A 17,405-nucleotide genomic window follows, 5' to 3' on the forward strand; every position below is an offset into this window, starting at 1 on the left:
GTGCGTCGGTTTTTTTTTGCCTAAATTTCTCTGATTCGTCGCTGATTCCCGAAATGTTGCAACGAACTGCAACAGCCTAAATACTCCTCGTAGCGTCTCGCAGCGCCTGAATTCTCCCCTCGTGTTTATTTCCCATCGTTCCATACTGCCGTCATGAAAAAACAACGCGGTTACACGCTTATTGAAATGATGGTTGCGATGATCCTGATTGCCGTCCTTAGCGCGACAGGGCTTTATGGCTGGCAACGTTGGCAGCAACAGCTGCGTTTGTGGCAAACCGCCTTTCAGGTACGTGACTATTTGCTGCAACTGCGTGAGGACGCCAATTGGCATAACCGGGACCATGTCATCAGCATCAACAGGGAGGGCACGTCGTGGTGTTTCATCAGTTCGGTTGTCCAACAAAGCACCTGCGCCACAAAAAGCGTTTTCGTCTTTACGCCGTTATGGCCCGACATCGAGGTAGTGGATATAACACCGTCGCTGGCATTTTTTGGTTTACGAAACACCGCGTGGGCTGGGCATATTTATCTGGGAAATGCCGCAGGCGAATGGCGAGTGATCGTCTCCGGGATGGGACGGATCCGACTTTGCGAGCGTGATGAAGGGGATGTATGCCGGTAAACGAGCGGGGCTTTTCACTGCTGGAGGTGATGATCGCCATGGCGATAAGCAGCATTTTACTGATGGGTGCCGCAAAGTTTTTACCTGTGTTGCAACGTGAGATTTTGTACAACACGCGTAAGCTTTCGCTGGAGGATGAGGTCTGGCAACGCGTCTATATCGTGGCAAAGCATCTACAGCGAGCGGGATATTGTCGTGGAAAATGTGCAGGTGTTGGGCTGGTGATTGCCGGGCAGGGGGACTGCGTTATTACGCAGTGGGATGCAAACAATAACGGCGTCTGGGACGCGTCACCAATTAAAGATGCTGAACAAACAGGATTTCGGTTAAAAGATAAGGCGCTTGAAACGTTGCGCGGGGCGACGTCATGCGAAGGTAAAGGGTGGGATAAAATGACCGATCCCGAGACGCTCCTGATAACGACGTTTCAGGTAGAACGCCAGAAAATAGTGGGGTTTTTACCCATCCTCACTCTCCATCTGTGGGGGGCGACCAAATCGGAACCCCAGATAGCCATTGAGGCTGATTACAGCGTCACCGGGTTCAATCAATGAATCGTGAGCAGGGTGTATCGTCGCTGGTAATGGTGCTGTTGCTGTTGATTCTGGGGAGTTTGATGCTTCAGGGGATGAATCAACAGCAGGTGAGTTTCACCAACCGTGTCGCAATGGAAAGTCAGTCATTACAACGCCAGGCCGTTGTGCAATCAGCGATGGAGTGGGGAAGAGTACAGTCCTGGCAGCGCCAACCCGCAGTACAGTGTCGGGCGTATTCGTCAACGGCGGCGCGCGTTTGTCTGCGTGTGCTTTCTGATGATGTGTTATTGCTGATTGCACATTATGAGGGCGTTTCCCTTTGGCGTCTTGGCGATGTTGTGGAGGGGCGTCTGGTGTTTTCCCCGCAGGGCTGGAGCGATTTCTGTCCATTAAATAAGGATTTATTATGCCAGATACCCTGAATGCGCAACGCGGTTTTAGCTTACCGGAAGTGATGCTGGCGCTGCTTTTAATGGTGATGGTCGTGACCGCGCTGTCAGGTTATCAACGCGAGTTAATGAACGGTTTTGCCGTCAAAAGTCAGTATCAGCAGTTGTGGCGAAACACCTGGCAGCAAACGGCGCTGCGTTCATTTTCACCGCCTGAGAACTGGCAAGTTAGCCGAATGCAGACAACATCGGCGGGATGTGTCAGCATCAGTAGTAAACTTATTTCTCCCCTGGGCAGACAAGGCCAAATGATGCGCTTACATTGCCCAACAAGTCAGTAGCCAGGAGTTTCTATGTTAAGGGTCTACCACTCCAATCGTCTGGACGTGCTGGAAGCGTTGATGGAATTTATCGTCGAGCGCGAGCATCTGGACGATCCGTTTGAGCCGGAGATGATACTGGTTCAGAGCACCGGTATGGCGCAGTGGTTACAGATGACCCTTTCACAGAAATTTGGCATTGCCGCCAATATTGATTTTCCGCTACCTGCGAGTTTTATCTGGGATATGTTCGTGCGCGTGCTGCCGGATATCCCCAAAGAAAGCGCCTTTAGCAAACAAAGCATGAGCTGGAAGTTAATGGCCTTGCTGCCGCAACTGTTGCATCAGGAAGACTTTACCTTATTGCGCCACTACCTGATTGACGACACAGACAAACGTAAGCTGTTTCAGCTTTCTTCTCGCGCTGCAGATCTTTTTGACCAGTATCTGGTTTACCGCCCGGACTGGCTCACACACTGGGAGGCGGGGCGGCTGGTGGAGGGGCTGGGAGAAGCCCAAATCTGGCAAGCACCTTTGTGGAAGTCGCTGGTCGAGTACACAGAAGAACTGGAACAGCCCCGCTGGCATCGTGCCAATCTGTATCAGCGTTTTATTCAGACGCTGGAAAACGCAGTAACCTGCCCGGCGGGATTGCCCTCTCGTGTCTTTATTTGTGGTATTTCCGCACTGCCACCTGTTTATCTCCAGGCACTACAGGCGCTGGGTAAACATATCGACATCCACCTGCTGTTTACCAACCCGTGTCGCTACTATTGGGGCGATATCAAAGACCCGGCGTATCTGGCAAAGCTGATGGCTCGCCAGCGTCGGCACAGTTTTGAAGAGCGCCATTTACCGCTATTTCGCGACGGCCAAAACACAGAGGGATTATTTAACAGTGACGGCGAACAGGACGTAGGGAACCCCCTGTTAGCGTCATGGGGAAAACTGGGGCGAGATTATATTTATCTGCTTTCCGAGCTGGACAGTGCGCAGGAGCTGGATGCGTTCGTTGATATCACGCCGGACAATCTGCTGCATAACATTCAGTCAGACATTCTTGAGTTAGAAAGCAACGCGGTGGCGGGGGTAAATATTGAAGAGTATTCCCGTAGCGACAACAAACGACAGCTCGATCCGAACGACAACAGTGTGAGCTTTCATGTCTGCCACAGTCCGCAGCGAGAAGTTGAAATATTGCATGACCGCCTGCTTACCATGCTGGAAGCAGACCCCACGCTGACGCCGCGTGACATTATTGTCATGGTGGCGGATATCGACAGCTACAGTCCGTTTATTCAGTCGGTGTTCGGTAGCGCGCCAGTTGAACGCTATCTGCCTTATGCCATTTCGGATCGTCGCGCCCGTCAGTCGCACCCGGTTTTGCAGGCATTTATCAGTTTGCTTTCGTTACCGGATAGCCGCTTTGTCTCTGAAGATGTGCTGGCATTGTTGGATGTCCCTGTTCTGGCGGCGCGTTTTAACATCAATGAGGAAGGACTGCGTTATCTTCGCTTGTGGGTCAATGAGTCGGGAATTCGTTGGGGGATTGATGATGACAACGTCCGCGAGTTAGCGCTACCCGCCACCGGCCAGCACACCTGGCAATTTGGTTTGACGCGTATGCTGCTGGGATACTCAATGGAAAGTGCGCAGGGAGAGTGGCAGTCGGTGCTTCCGTATGACGAATCCAGCGGTTTGATTGCCGAGCTGGTAGGTCATCTGGCCTCGTTACTGATGCAGTTGAATAAATGGCGTCGGGCGTTGGCGCAGGAACGTCCGCTGGATTCCTGGCTGCCGGTTTGCCGTAACATGCTGAATGATTTTTTCCTGCCAGACACTGAAACGGAAGCCGCGATGACGCTCATTGAGCAACAGTGGCAGGCGATGATTTCTGAGGGCGTCGGCGCTGAGTATGCCCAGGCGATACCGCTTTCTCTGCTACGCGATGAGCTGGCGCAACGATTAGATCAAGAACGCATCAGCCAGCGTTTTCTGGCCGGGCCGGTGAATATCTGTACGCTGATGCCTATGCGTTCTATTCCTTTCAAGGTGGTGTGCCTGCTCGGTATGAACGACGGGGTATACCCAAGACAACTGGCACCTCTCGGTTTTGATCTAATGAGTCAGAAACCGAAGCGCGGGGATCGCAGTCGCCGTGATGACGATCGCTACCTGTTTCTTGAGGCGCTGATCTCCGCGCAACAGACGCTCTACATCAGCTACATTGGGCGTTCCATTCAGGATAACAGTGAACGATTCCCGTCAGTACTGGTTCAGGAATTGATGGATTACATCGGCCAAAGCCACTATTTGCCTGGCGATGCGTTACTGACCTCCGATGAGAGCGAGGCGCGTGTAAAAGCGCATATCGTCCACCTGCATACCCGTATGCCTTTTGATGCGCAAAACTATTTGCCTGGTGAGTGGCAAAGTTATGCTCGTGAGTGGTTGCCAGCGGCAAATCAGTCTGGGCAGGCACATGCGAATTTTGTCCAGCCGTTGTCCTTTGAGATGCCAGAAGCCCTCACGCTGGAAGCGTTGCAGCGGTTCTGGGCGCATCCGGTACGCGCGTTTTTCCAGATGCGCCTGCAGGTGAACTTCCGCGCCGAAGAGACTGATATTCCTGAAACCGAGCCGTTTACCCTCGAGGGACTAAGTCGTTATCAGCTCAACCAGCAGTTGCTTAATGCTCTTGTGCAGCAGGAGGATGCCGAACGCCTGTTTCGTCGGGTCCGCGCGGCTGGCAGTCTGCCCTATGGCGCGTTTGGCGAGATCCTCTGGGAGACGCAACATCAGGAAATGCAAGAGCTTGCTAACCGAGTCATTGCCTGTCGCCAGCCAGCTCAGAGTATGGAAGTCGATCTCATCTGTAACGGCGTACACCTGACCGGTTGGCTATCGCAAGTACAGGAGGATGGGTTGTTGCGATGGCGTCCATCATTAATCAGCGTGGCTCAGGGGATGCAACTTTGGCTGGAACATCTTGTCTATTGTGCGTCCGGGGGGACAGGGGAGAGTCGTTTATTCCTGCGTAAAGAAGGGGAATGGCGTTTTCCGCCGATGGATGCCGGACAGGCGCAGGGTTATCTGGCGCAGTTGATTGAAGGGTATCGGGAAGGCATGTCTTCCCCGCTATTCGTGCTACCTGAAAGCGGAGGTGCGTGGATAAAAACCTGTTATGACGCGGCAAATGATGCCATGGTAGATGACGACGACACGCTGCAAAAAGCCCGGGCTAAGTTCCTGCAGGCTTACGAAGGTAACGTGATGGTACGTGGCGAAGGGGATGACATCTGGTATCAGCGCCTGTGGCGTCAACTGGAACCAGAGACGATGGAGGCCATTATCCAAAAGTCAAAGGACTATTTATTACCGTTATTTCGGTTTAATCAGTCGTGATGATTGTATAAAATTTGCGCAATCTGGCGTCTTCTACTATGATGCGCTTTCTGTCACGGACTGATTTTTACATAAAGAGATGCTGACGGGTTCAGCACAAAGTCGTTGCCCTGCTCGACCACTCGCCTTCGCGGCGTTGGATACGAGCAGGAATGAAAGTTAATGATGAGGTTCGTGAATGCCCCGCAGCACCTGGTTCAGCGCGTTTTTGTTGTTCGTCGCCCTTTGGGCACCTTTAAGTCAGGCAGATACAGGTTGGCAGCCTTTGGCAGAAACCATCCGTAAAAGTGATAAAGACACCCGCCAGTATCAGGCCGTACGCCTGGATAATGGCATGGTGGTATTGCTGGTATCCGATCCGCAAGCCGTAAAGTCCCTTTCTGCATTAGTGGTCCCTGTGGGATCGCTGGAAGACCCACAAGCACACCAGGGGCTGGCGCATTATCTTGAGCACATGAGTTTGATGGGCTCGAAAAAATATCCGCAGGCAGACAGCCTGTCTGAATTCCTCAAGATGCACGGCGGCAGCCACAATGCCAGCACCGCGCCTTATCGCACAGCTTTCTATCTGGAAGTTGAGAACGATGCGCTGGTGGGGGCAGTGGATCGCCTGGCTGATGCTATCGCAGCGCCTTTGCTTGATAAAAAGTATGCCGATCGCGAACGCAATGCCGTGAACGCTGAGCTGACATTAGCGCGGACGCGAGATGGTATGCGTATGGCGCAAGTGAGTGCGGAAACCATTAACCCGGAGCACCCAGGCTCACGTTTTTCTGGCGGGAATCTGCAAACCTTAAGCGACAAACCCGGTAATCCGGTGCTGCAGGCTTTGCAGGCGTTTCATGAGAAATACTATTCAGCCAACCTGATGAAGGCGGTGATTTATAGCAATAAACCGTTGCCAGAGCTGGCGCGTATTGCTGCTGACACCTACGGTCGGGTACCGAACAAAAATACTGTAAAACCGGAAATCACGGTTCCGGTGGTTACCGACGCGCAAAAAGGGGTCATCATCCATTATGTGCCTGCGCTGCCGCGTAAAGTGCTGCGCGTTGAGTTTCGTATTGACAACAACAGTGCTCAGTTCCGTAGCAAAACCGACGAGCTGGTGACCTATTTGATTGGCAATCGTAGCCCAGGCACTCTTTCTGACTGGTTGCAAAAGCAAGGGCTGGTGGAAGGTATTCGTGCGGATTCCGATCCTGTCGTTAACGGTAACAGCGGTGTGCTGGCCATTTCCGCCACGCTTACCGACAAAGGGCTGGCGAACCGTGATGAAGTTGTCGCGGCCATTTTCAGCTATCTCAATCTGTTACGCGAAAAGGGCGTGGATAAACGCTATTTTGATGAGTTGGCGCACGTCCTGGATCTCGACTTCCGCTATCCGTCCATCACGCGTGACATGGATTACGTGGAATGGCTGGCAGACACGATGATTCGTGTGCCTGTCGCCCATACCCTGGATGCAGTTAACATCGCCGATCAGTATGATGCTGACGCGGTAAAAGCCCGTCTGGCGATGATGACGCCGCAGAATGCCCGCGTCTGGTACATCAGCCCGAATGAGCCACATAACAAAACTGCCTACTTTGTTGATGCTCCTTATCAGGTCAACAAAATCGATGATAAAACCTTTGCACAATGGCAGCAAAAAGCGCAGGCGATTTCGCTCTCCTTGCCAGAGCTCAACCCCTACATTCCTGATGACTTCTCGTTGATTAAGAACGAGAAGCAATATGCGCATCCGGAATTGATCATCGATAAACCAGATTTGCGCGTGGTGTATGCGCCGAGCCGTTACTTTGCCAGCGAGCCAAAAGCCGATGTGAGCGTGGTGCTGCGTAATCCAAAAGCCATGAACAGCGCCAGAAATCAGGTGATATTTGCGCTGAATGATTATCTGGCAGGTATTGCGCTTGATCAGTTAAGCAATCAGGCCGCCGTGGGCGGGATAGGGTTTTCGACTAACGCGAATAATGGCTTGATGTTGAACGCCAATGGTTACACCCAGCGTTTGCCACAGCTTTTCCAGGCGTTGCTGGAAGGCTACTTCAGCTACTCTGCAACGCAAGAGCAACTGGAACAGGCGAAGTCCTGGTATGCGCAAATGATGGATTCTGCCGAGAAAGGTAAAGCCTATGATCAGGCCATCATGCCCGTGCAGATGATTTCTCAGGTGCCTTACTTCTCTCGTGATGAACGTCGTAAGTTGTTGCCATCAATCACTCTGGAAGAGGTGATGGCGTACCGCGAGGCGTTAAAAGTAGGGGCCCGTCCGGAGTTTCTGGTTATCGGCAACATGAGCGAAGCGCAGGCAAAAACCATGGCGCAGGATATCCAGAAACAGCTTGGCGCAAAGGGGACAGAGTGGTGTCGCAACAAAGATGTGCTGGTAGATAAAAAACAGTCGGTCATTTTTGAAAAAGCGGGCAGCAGTACGGATTCTGCACTGGCGGCGGTATTTGTCCCTGCGGGATACGATGAACACACCAGCACTGCGTACAGCGCCATGTTGGGGCAAATCGTTCAGCCGTGGTTCTACAACCAGTTGCGTACGGAAGAACAGTTAGGCTACGCGGTATTTGCTTTTCCGATGAACGTGGGCCGTCAGTGGGGGATGGGTTTCCTGTTACAAAGCAGCGACAAACAGCCTGCTTATCTCTGGGAGCGCTATAAAGCCTTTTTCCCGACGGCGGAAGCAAAGTTGCGGGCAATGAAACCCGCTGAGTTTGCACAAATTCAGCAGGCGGTCATTGCGCAAATGTTAGAAGCGCCGCAAACGCTGGGCGCGGAGGCCTCGCAGTTAAGCAAAGATTTCGATCGGGGTAATATGCACTTCGATTCGCGTGATAAAATCGTGGCTCAGATTAAACTGCTGACGCCGCAAAAACTTGCCGACTTCTTCCATCAGGCGGTGGTAGAGCCGCAAGGCATGGCGATACTGTCACAGGTTTCCGGAAGCCAGAACGGGAAAGCAGAATATGCGAGCCTGGATGGTGGGAAAGTGTGGAAGACCGTCAGCGCGTTGCAGCAAACCTTGCCCCTGATGAGTGAAAAGAATGAATGATGCCGCTGAGTCTCTTGATCCTCTCCGCTTGCCCCTCACGGGCGAGCGCCTGATTGAAGCATCCGCAGGCACTGGCAAAACGTTTACTATCGCAGCGCTTTATCTGCGTCTGCTGCTTGGACTGGGCGGTTCTGCCGCCTTTCCCCGTCCGTTAACCGTCGAAGAGTTATTGGTGGTGACCTTTACCGAGGCCGCCACCGAAGAGCTACGCGGTCGAATCCGCAGTAACATCCATGAACTGCGCATTGCCTGTCTGCGGGAATCGACCGATAACCCGCTATATGCCCGCCTGTTAGACGAAATTAACGATAAAAAACAGGCCGCACAGTGGTTATTGTTGGCCGAACGGCAGATGGATGAAGCTGCGGTCTTCACCATTCACGGTTTTTGCCAGCGGATGCTGAGTTTGAACGCGTTTGAGTCAGGGATGTTGTTCGAGCAACAACTTATCGAAGACGAATCCCTTCTGCGTTATCAGGCCTGTGCGGATTTTTGGCGTCGTCACTGTTACCCTCTCCCGCGTGAAATTGCTCAGGTTGTCTTTGAAACATGGAAAGGCCCGCAGGCGCTGCTGAAGGATATTGACCGCTACCTGCAAGGTGAAGCGCCGGTGATTAAAGCGCCCCCGCCGGACGAAGAGACGCTGGCATCGCGCCATGCGCAGATTCTGGCGCGAATCACCCGGATAAAACAGCAATGGTGCGAAACGGTTGATGAAATTGACGCGCTGATCGAATCCTCAGGTATCGATCGCAGAAAATTCAATCGTGGCAACCAGGCGAAATGGATCGAGAAGATCAGCGCATGGGCGCAGGCAGAAACGCAGACCTATCAGTTACCTGAAGCCCTGGAGAAATTCTCCCAACGTTTTTTAGAAGAGCGAACCAAAGCGGGTGGTGTCACGCCTGAGCACGCATTGTTTGTGGCAATCGATGAGCTTCTTGCCGAGCCGCTGACGATTCGCGACCTGGTGATCACCCGGGCACTGGCGGAGATTCGCGATACCGTCGCCCGGGAAAAGCAGCGTCGGGGGGAATTAGGCTTTGATGACATGCTCAGCCGCCTTGATGCGGCGCTGCGAAGTGAAAGCGGTGAGGCGCTGGCGTCGGCCATTCGCGGCCGTTTTCCGGTGGCGATGATCGATGAATTTCAGGATACCGATCCGCAACAGTACCGAATTTTTCGCCGCATCTGGCAGCATCAGCCGGAGACGGCGCTGCTGCTGATTGGCGATCCCAAACAGGCGATTTACGCGTTTCGCGGCGCGGATATCTTCACCTACATGAAGGCGCGCAGCGAGGTGACGGCGCACTATACGCTCGACACGAACTGGCGTTCCGCGCCGGGCATGGTCAACAGCGTTAATACGCTGTTTGGTCAGATGGATGATGCCTTCATGTTTCGTGAGATCCCGTTTACGCCGGTGAAGTCCGCGGATAAAAATCAGGCGCTGCAATTTGTGTTGAACGGCGAGACGCAACCCGCCATACGCATGTGGTTAATGGACGGCGAGAGCTGTGGCATTGGCGACTACCAAACCACGATGGCGCAGGTTTGCGCCGCGCAAATCCGTGACTGGCTGAAGGCCGGGCAAACCGGTCAGGTGCTGCTGAACAACGGTAAAACCTCGCGACCCGTCCGCGCTTCGGATATCAGCGTACTGGTGCGCAGTCGTCAGGAAGCCGCCCAGATTCGCGATGCGCTGACGCAATTGGATATCCCGTCAGTTTACCTCTCTAACCGCGACAGCGTTTTTGACACCCTGGAAGCGCAAGAATTGCTGTGGATTTTACAGGCGGTGATGACGCCTGAGCGTGAAAACACGCTACGCAGCGCGCTTGCCGCCTCGATGATGGGGCTAAATGCGCAGGACATCGACACACTCAATAATGATGAGAACGCCTGGGACGCGGTGGTGGAGGAGTTTGACGGCTACCGTCAGACCTGGCGCAAACGCGGTGTGATGCCCATGTTGCGTGCGCTGATGTCACAGAGAAATATTGCGGAAAACCTGCTGGCGACAGCGGGAGGCGAGCGCCGTCTGACCGATATTCTGCACATCAGCGAACTGTTGCAGGAAGCAGGATCGCAACTGGAGAGCGAGCATGCGCTGGTTCGCTGGCTTTCGCAGCATATTCTGGAACCCGACAGCAATGCCTCCAGCCAACAAATGCGTCTGGAAAGCGATAAGCATTTGGTGCAAATCGTCACTATTCATAAATCAAAAGGGCTGGAGTATCCGCTGGTCTGGCTGCCCTTTATTAGCCATTTCCGTATTCAGGATCAGGCGTTTTATCATGATCGCCGCTCATTTGAAGCGGTACTGGATCTCAACGAGGCTACGGAGAGCATTGAACTGGCTGAAGCCGAACGGCTGGCGGAAGATCTCCGCCTGCTCTATGTCGCGCTGACCCGTTCGGTCTGGCATTGCAGTCTTGGCGTTGCGCCGTTGGTGCGTCGGCGTAGTGATAAAAAAGGTGAGACGGATGTGCATCAGAGCGCATTGGGCCGACTTCTGCAAAAAGGTGAACCGAAAGATGCCGCCGGGCTTCGCGCTTGTATTGAATCGCTGTGTGGTGACGATATCGCCCTGCAAATCGCGGGTGCGCCTGATACCGAACGCTGGCAGGTGGCGCAAGCCTCCCGCGCCGAACTGAGTGCGAAAGTGTTACAACGCGCCCTGAGCGATAGCTGGCGCGTAACCAGTTATTCCGGCCTACAACAGCGGGGTCACAGCGTTGCTCAGGACTTAATCCCTCGGCTTGATGTTGATGCCGCCGGTGTGGTTGAGACGACGGTTGAGCCGGGGTTAACCCCCCATCAGTTTCCACGCGGCGCCTCGCCGGGCACATTCCTGCACAGCTTGTTTGAAGATCTTGATTTTACTCAGCCTGTCGATGGCGTCTGGGTAGAAGAAAAACTGGCGTTGGGAGGCTTCGACGCGCACTGGGAACCGGTTCTGACCGCGTGGCTGGAGGCCGTTTTACAGGCGCCGCTGAACGATACCGGCGTGAGTCTGCGTCATCTATCCGATCGCGACAAACAGGTAGAGATGGAGTTTTATCTGCCGATAACGAAGCCGCTGAATGCCAGCCAACTGGATGCTCTCATTCGCCAGTACGATCCGCTCTCTGCAGGCTGTCCGCCGCTGGACTTCATGCAGGTACGCGGCATGTTGAAAGGCTTTATTGATCTGGTGTTTCGCCATGAAGGGCGATATTACCTGCTCGATTACAAATCTAACTGGCTTGGCGAAGACAGTGCCGCTTATACCCAACAGGCGATGGCCTCTGCAATGCAGGCGCACCGTTACGACCTGCAATATCAGTTGTATACGCTGGCTCTGCATCGGTATTTGCGCCATCGCATCGCAGACTACGATTACGAACGTCATTTCGGCGGCGTTATTTATCTCTTCCTGCGCGGCGTGGATAGCGAACAACCGCAGCAAGGCATTTACGCGACCCGTCCGGACGTCGAATTAATTGCGCAGATGGACGAGATGTTTGCTGGCGCGGTACAGGAGGAGGCGTAATGACAATCCAGAAACGCTTACTGGATGCGGTAGAACAAAAGCAGTTAAGACCGCTGGATGCTCAGTTTGCGCTGGCGGTTGCGGGTAATGACGATCCGGCGGTGACGCTGGCGGCGGCGTTACTCAGTCGTGATGCGGGTGAAGGCCATGTCTGTCTGCCGCTTTCGCGCCTGGCTTTAACGGAAGACGCGCATCCGCTGTTGCAGACATGGTTCGACGACGCGTCAGAGCACATTGACTGGACGCAACGCCTGTTAACGTCTGCGGCGGTTAGCCGTGGCGAACGGCCAACGCCGCTCATTTTGCATGACGATCGCCTCTATCTGAACCGGATGTGGCGTAACGAACGTACGGTAGCGCGCTTTTTTAGCGAGGTGAATCAGCCCATTGCGCTGGATGAGCAGCAGCTCGCCCAGACGCTTGATGCGCTTTTCCCCGCCACGGATGAAATCAACTGGCAAAAAGTGGCGGCTGCCGTGGCGTTGACCCGCCGTATCTCGGTGATTTCAGGCGGTCCGGGCACGGGCAAAACGACGACCGTGGCTAAGCTGCTGGCGGCGTTAATTCAGATGGCTGATGGCGAGCGTTGTCGTATCCGGCTGGCGGCGCCCACGGGCAAAGCCGCGGCGCGACTGACGGAATCGCTGGGGAAAGCATTACGTCAGCTACCGCTTACCGATGAGCAAAAAAAACGGATCCCGGATGATGCCAGCACCTTGCATCGACTGTTAGGCGCGCAACCTGGCAGTCAGCGCCTGCGTCATCATGCGGGCAACCCGCTGCATCTGGATGTGCTGGTGGTCGATGAAGCATCAATGATCGATTTGCCGATGATGTCGCGCCTGATCGAGGCGTTGCCGACGCACGGGCGGGTCATTTTTCTCGGCGATCGCGACCAGCTTGCCTCCGTTGAGGCGGGCGCGGTGTTGGGGGATATCTGTGCCTGTGTGAAGGACGGCTTTACCCCTGCGCGTGCGCAGCAGCTCAGTCGGCTTACCAGCAGTCGGGTTCCGGCTGGAGCAGAAACAGACGCCGCCGCTTCACTGCGCGACAGTCTCTGTCTGTTGCAAAAAAGCTACCGTTTTGGCAGTGATTCCGGCATTGGTCAACTGGCTATCGCCATTAATCGCGGCGATAAATCTGCCGTTAACGCGGTCTTCCAGCAGGGATTTAGCGACATTGAAAAACGGACGCTGCTGAGCAGCGAAGACTATGCGGCGATGCTGGATGAAGTCATGGCGGGATACGGGTGGTATCTTGAGCTGGTGAGGGCGGGCGCGGCACCCGATGCCATCATTCAGGCGTTCAATGATTACCAACTGCTGTGCGCGCTGCGCGAAGGGCCATTTGGCGTGAAAGGACTGAATGAACGCATCGAACACGTGATGCGGGAAAAACGTAAAATTACCACGCCTTCGCACTCGCGCTGGTACGAAGGGCGGCCGGTGATGATTGCGCGAAACGACAGCGCGTTGGGATTATTTAACGGCGATATCGGCATAGCGCTCGATCGCGGCCAGGGGCTGCGAGTCTGGTTTGCCATGCCGGACGGTACCATTAAGTCAGTGCAGCCGAGTCGTCTGCCGGAGCATGAAACGACCTGGGCGATGACGGTACATAAATCTCAGGGCTCGGAGTTTGATCATGCGGCACTTATTCTACCCACTCAGCGTACGCCTGTCGTGACGCGTGAGTTGGTGTATACCGCAGTGACCCGCGCGCGCCGTCGCCTGTCGTTATATACCGATGAACGGGTGCTCAATGGTGCGATAGCAACCCGTACTGAACGCCGTAGCGGACTGTCGGCCTTGTTTAACGAGGGGATTGTACACCAGGATTTATAGGCCGGATAAGCGTTAGCGCCATCCGGCGATGTGCCAGGGCAACGTGAAACTGTTTTATCAGACCGATGCTGTAGGCCGGATAAGCGCTAGCGCCATCCGGCGATGTGCCTGGGCAACGTGAACTGTTTTATCAGACCGATACTGTAGGCCGGATAAGCGTTAGCGCCATCCGGCGATGTGCCAGAGGGCAACGTGAACTGTCTTATCAGACCGATACTGTAGGCCGGATAAGCGTTAGCGCCATCCGGCGATGTGTCAGAGGGCAACGTAAACTGTCTTATCAGACCGATACTGTAGGCCGGATAAGCGTTAGCGCCATCCGGCGATGTGTCAGAGGGCAACGTGAAACTGTTTTATCAGACCGATGCTGTAGGCCGGATAAGCGTTAGCGCCATCCGGCGATGTGCCAGGGCAACGTGAAACTGTTTTATCAGACCGATACTGTAGGCCGGATAAGCGTTAGCGCCATCCGGCGATGTGCCAGAGGGCAACGTGAGACTGTTTTATCAGACCGATACTGTAGGCCGGATAAGCGTTAGCGCCATCCGGCGATGTGCCAGAGGGCAACGTGAACTGTCTTATCAGACCGATACTGTAGGCCGGATAAGCGTTAGCGCCATCCGGCGATGTGCCAGAGGGCAACGTGAACTGTCTTATCAGACCGATGCTGTAGGTTGGATAAGCGTTAGCGCCATCCGGCAGTGTGTCAGAGGGCAACGTGAAACTGTTTTATCAGACCGATACTGTAGGCCGGATAAGCGTTAGCGCCATCCGGCAGTGTGTCTGAAGTCGGCGCGAAAGCGTTGTATCGCGCCAACAACTTATCAGGCAGCTACGCCAAATCCGCCATCAACACTTTTGAACGGCGCTGATAGTTGTACATCTCTTTTTTGCTTTCGGGGAGCAGGTCGATATCGACCGGCGTGAAGCCACGTTCCTGAAACCAGTGAATGCTCCGCGTGGTCAGCACAAACAATTTGCTGAGCCCGATTTGTCTGGCTTGCGCGGCGATCCGCTCCAGCAGGACTTCTCCCCGCGATGAACTGCGATAATCCGGATGTACCGCCACGCAGGCCATTTCACCGATCTTCTCTTCCGGGAAAGGATACAATGCAGCGCAGGCGATGGTCAGGTTATCACGTTGAATAATCGTGAATTTGTCGATCTCCATCTCCAGTTGTTCGCGGGAACGGCGCACCAGAATCCCTTGCTGTTCCAGCGGGCGGATAAGCTCGAGAATTCCGCCAATATCATTAATGGTGGCGCGGCGGATCTGCTCGGCGCTTTCCATCACGATTTGCGTGCCGATACCGTCTCGCGAGAACAATTCCTGTAACAGCGCGCCATCTTCCTGATAGCTGATCAAATGGCAGCGACGTACGCCGCTGCGACAGGCTTTCACCGCGCCGCGCAGGAAACGCACGGTGCCGGAGTTGTAATCATCTTTCTCTTCCTGAGCTTCAACACGGGCCTGCGCTTCATTCGGGAACAGTTCAGAAACAATGTCGCCATCGTCGTTGGTAACCCCTTGTGAGGAGCAGAAGCCAATCATTTTCTCCGCCTTCAATTTGATGGCGAGTTGGGTGGCGATCTCTTCTGAGGTCAGATTAAAGCTTTCACCGGTGACAGAGACGGCGACCGGTCCCATCAGGACAATCGCGCTGTTGTCGAGCTGGCGGTGAATCGCCTCTTCATCAATACGGCGTATACGTCCGCTGTGGCAATAATCGACGCCATCATCAACGCCCAAGGGTTGTGCGATGATAAAGTTGCCGCTGACCACGTTGATGTGCGCGCCCTGTAGGGGCGTGTTATTGAGGCTCATCGACAAACGGGCGGTGATATCCAGCTGTAATGTGCCCGCCGCCTGCTTGACCAGCTCCAGGGTTTTGGCGTCCGTTACACGCGTATTTTTGTGGTACACCGGTTCATGATGGTGTGCGGCGAGGTTCGCGTCGATTTGCGGGCGCGCGCCATACACGACCACCAGGCGAATGCCGAGGCTATGCAGAAGCCCGATGTCATTGACGATACTGGAGAAATTCTCATGCTCGATGGCTTCGCCGCCCAGCATAATGACAAACGTTTTACCCCGATGGGTATTGATATAGGGAACAGAATGGCGGAATCCCTGTACCAGTTCGGTTCTACGTTCCTTCACCACGGCACACCCTCATTGCATGATTATTCGTAATAAGTGTATTTTTATTCTGTTTTTTCTTCCGGCGCAAGTGCAAATTTGCCTGTTGTCGAAGGTATTTATCAGTAATACCGTGAATATAAAAAGAAAGTTTACCCTTTTATAGATGACAGATTATGCGTCATTCGCTAAAGTTTCCGGTCACTTCAGATGTTTTGTAAATCAGCACCGTTAGATTTGTTTTGCTCGGGAGAAGCATGTCGGGAACCAATCCAGCAATCAGCCGCCGTCGATTACTGCAAGGGGCGGGCGCCATGTGGCTATTGAGCGTAAGCCAGGTCGGTCTGGCTGCGGTCAGTCAGGTCGTTGCGGTTCGTATTTGGCCAGCATCCAGTTACACCCGTGTGACGGTGGAATCGAATCGCGAGTTGAAATACAAACAATTTGCCCTGAGTAATCCTGAGCGCGTCGTGGTGGATATTGAAGGGGTGAATCTGAATTCTGTACTCAAAGGCATCGGAACCCAAATTCGCCCGGATGATCCCTACATCAAGTCGGCGAGAGTGGGGCAGTTTGATCCGCAGACGGTGCGCATGGTGTTTGAACTGAAGCAGAATGTGAAGCCGCAGCTGTTTGCCCTCGCGCCGGTGGCGGGTTTTAAAGAACGTCTGGTGATGGATCTCTATCCTGCTAATGCGCAGGACATGCAGGATCCGCTGCTGGCGTTGCTTGAGGATTACAACAAAGGCGATCTGGAGAAACAGGTCCCGCCCGCGCAGAGCGGTCCACAGCCGGGTAAGGCGGGGCGCGATCGTCCGATTGTGATCATGCTCGATCCAGGGCACGGCGGCGAAGACTCCGGCGCGGTGGGCAAATACAGGACGCGTGAAAAAGATGTGGTGTTGCAGATTGCTCGTCGCCTGCGGGCGTTGATCGAGAAAGAGGGCAACATGAAGGTCTATATGACGCGAAACGAAGATATCTTCATTCCGCTGAAAGTGCGCGTAGCGAAAGCCCAAAAACAGCGCGCCGACCTTTTCGTTTCAATTCATGCGGATGCATTTACCAGTCGACAGCCCAGCGGGTCGTCGGTGTTTGCCCTTTCTACTAAAGGCGCAACCAGTACGGCGGCAAAATACCTGGCGCAAACCCAGAACGCCTCGGATTTGGTCGGCGGCGTCAGTAAAAGCGGCGACCGCTATGTCGATCATACGATGTTCGACATGGTGCAATCGCTGACCATTGCCGATAGCCTGAAGTTCGGGAAAGCGGTATTGAAAAAACTTGGCCAGATCAACAATCTGCACAAGAATCAGGTTGAGCAGGCAGGGTTTGCCGTGCTGAAAGCGCCAGACATCCCCTCGATTCTGGTTGAAACCGCCTTTATCAGTAACGTTGAAGAAGAGCGCAAGCTCAAAACAGCGACGTTCCAGCAAGAAGTGGCGGAGTCGATACTGGCGGGGATCAAAGCTTACTTTGCCGATGGGGCGACGTTGGCGAGAAGGGGATAATAAAAAAGCGCTGAAAAGCGCTTTTTTTACAGCTATT

12 protein-coding genes are annotated in these 17,405 nt (G+C 54.0%); 9 read left to right on the forward strand and 3 right to left on the reverse strand.

The window, feature by feature from the left end; genetic code table 11:
• The first annotated feature begins 153 nt into the window (after nt 1-153).
• The 8 genes from CJP72_RS12175 (at nt 154) to recD (ending at nt 13,717) form a co-directional block, all read left to right on the forward strand.
• Nucleotides 154-624 (forward strand): prepilin peptidase-dependent protein, encoded by a 471-nt coding sequence (locus CJP72_RS12175; RefSeq protein WP_162381432.1) that lies wholly within the window; start codon nt 154-156, stop codon nt 622-624.
• A complete protein-coding gene (locus tag CJP72_RS12180) occupies nt 615-1,178 on the forward strand; it encodes a prepilin peptidase-dependent protein (protein WP_162381434.1) in 564 nt (187 codons plus the stop codon). The genes CJP72_RS12175 and CJP72_RS12180 overlap by 10 nt, the downstream gene beginning before the upstream one ends.
• Complete coding sequence (locus CJP72_RS12185; RefSeq protein WP_162381436.1) at nt 1,175-1,582, forward strand: DUF2509 family protein; 408 nt, start codon at nt 1,175-1,177, stop codon at nt 1,580-1,582. Before CJP72_RS12180 ends, CJP72_RS12185 begins: the two co-directional genes overlap by 4 nt.
• Entirely contained in the window at nt 1,567-1,890 is a 324-nt protein-coding gene (locus CJP72_RS12190) for a prepilin-type N-terminal cleavage/methylation domain-containing protein (protein WP_162381445.1), read from the forward strand. The genes CJP72_RS12185 and CJP72_RS12190 overlap by 16 nt, the downstream gene beginning before the upstream one ends.
• A 12-nt stretch (nt 1,891-1,902) precedes the next feature.
• Nucleotides 1,903-5,271 carry an exodeoxyribonuclease V subunit gamma gene (gene recC / locus CJP72_RS12195; protein ID WP_162381447.1) on the forward strand — a complete coding sequence of 1,123 codons (3,369 nt, stop codon included), beginning with the start codon at nt 1,903-1,905 and terminating at the stop codon, nt 5,269-5,271.
• Nucleotides 5,272-5,449: 178 nt separating this feature from the next.
• Nucleotides 5,450-8,338, forward strand: coding sequence for a pitrilysin (gene ptrA, locus CJP72_RS12200; protein WP_162381449.1), 2,889 nt, complete (start codon nt 5,450-5,452; stop codon nt 8,336-8,338).
• Nucleotides 8,331-11,873 (forward strand): exodeoxyribonuclease V subunit beta, encoded by a 3,543-nt coding sequence (gene recB, locus CJP72_RS12205; RefSeq protein WP_162381451.1) that lies wholly within the window; start codon nt 8,331-8,333, stop codon nt 11,871-11,873. The genes ptrA and recB overlap by 8 nt, the downstream gene beginning before the upstream one ends.
• Entirely contained in the window at nt 11,873-13,717 is a 1,845-nt protein-coding gene (gene recD / locus CJP72_RS12210) for an exodeoxyribonuclease V subunit alpha (protein WP_162381453.1), read from the forward strand. The genes recB and recD overlap by 1 nt, the downstream gene beginning before the upstream one ends.
• A gap of 86 nt (nt 13,718-13,803) precedes the next feature.
• On the opposite strand, the gene CJP72_RS12215 is transcribed toward recD, so the two are convergent.
• The 3 genes from CJP72_RS12215 to argA form a co-directional block, all read right to left on the reverse strand.
• Nucleotides 13,804-14,058 carry a hypothetical protein gene (locus tag CJP72_RS12215; protein WP_162381454.1) on the reverse strand — a complete coding sequence of 85 codons (255 nt, stop codon included), beginning with the start codon at nt 14,056-14,058 and terminating at the stop codon, nt 13,804-13,806.
• A gap of 118 nt (nt 14,059-14,176) precedes the next feature.
• A complete protein-coding gene (locus CJP72_RS12220; RefSeq protein WP_162381456.1) occupies nt 14,177-14,434 on the reverse strand; it encodes a hypothetical protein in 258 nt (85 codons plus the stop codon).
• 115 nt (nt 14,435-14,549) lie between these two features.
• A complete protein-coding gene (argA, locus tag CJP72_RS12225) occupies nt 14,550-15,881 on the reverse strand; it encodes an amino-acid N-acetyltransferase (protein WP_162381457.1) in 1,332 nt (443 codons plus the stop codon).
• Nucleotides 15,882-16,114: 233 nt separating this feature from the next.
• On the opposite strand from argA, the gene amiC reads away from it, so the two are divergent.
• Nucleotides 16,115-17,368 carry an N-acetylmuramoyl-L-alanine amidase AmiC gene (amiC, locus tag CJP72_RS12230; protein ID WP_162381459.1) on the forward strand — a complete coding sequence of 418 codons (1,254 nt, stop codon included), beginning with the start codon at nt 16,115-16,117 and terminating at the stop codon, nt 17,366-17,368.
• The last annotated feature ends 37 nt before the right edge of the window (nt 17,369-17,405 follow it).

The sequence above is a fragment of the Citrobacter sp. NCU1 genome, from assembly GCF_010231475.1.
GTDB lineage: Bacteria > Pseudomonadota > Gammaproteobacteria > Enterobacterales > Enterobacteriaceae > Citrobacter_D.

Coding starts and splice junctions, on each gene's coding strand:
- CJP72_RS12175 (WP_162381432.1), top strand. CDS start 154: ATGAAAAAACAACGCGGTTACACGCTTATTGAAATGATGGTTGCGATG.
- amiC (WP_162381459.1), top strand. CDS start 16,115: ATGTCGGGAACCAATCCAGCAATCAGCCGCCGTCGATTACTGCAAGGG.
- CJP72_RS12185 (WP_162381436.1), top strand. CDS start 1,175: ATGAATCGTGAGCAGGGTGTATCGTCGCTGGTAATGGTGCTGTTGCTG.
- recB (WP_162381451.1), top strand. CDS start 8,331: ATGAATGATGCCGCTGAGTCTCTTGATCCTCTCCGCTTGCCCCTCACG.
- CJP72_RS12180 (WP_162381434.1), top strand. CDS start 615: ATGCCGGTAAACGAGCGGGGCTTTTCACTGCTGGAGGTGATGATCGCC.
- CJP72_RS12190 (WP_162381445.1), top strand. CDS start 1,567: ATGCCAGATACCCTGAATGCGCAACGCGGTTTTAGCTTACCGGAAGTG.
- recD (WP_162381453.1), top strand. CDS start 11,873: ATGACAATCCAGAAACGCTTACTGGATGCGGTAGAACAAAAGCAGTTA.
- ptrA (WP_162381449.1), top strand. CDS start 5,450: ATGCCCCGCAGCACCTGGTTCAGCGCGTTTTTGTTGTTCGTCGCCCTT.
- recC (WP_162381447.1), top strand. CDS start 1,903: ATGTTAAGGGTCTACCACTCCAATCGTCTGGACGTGCTGGAAGCGTTG.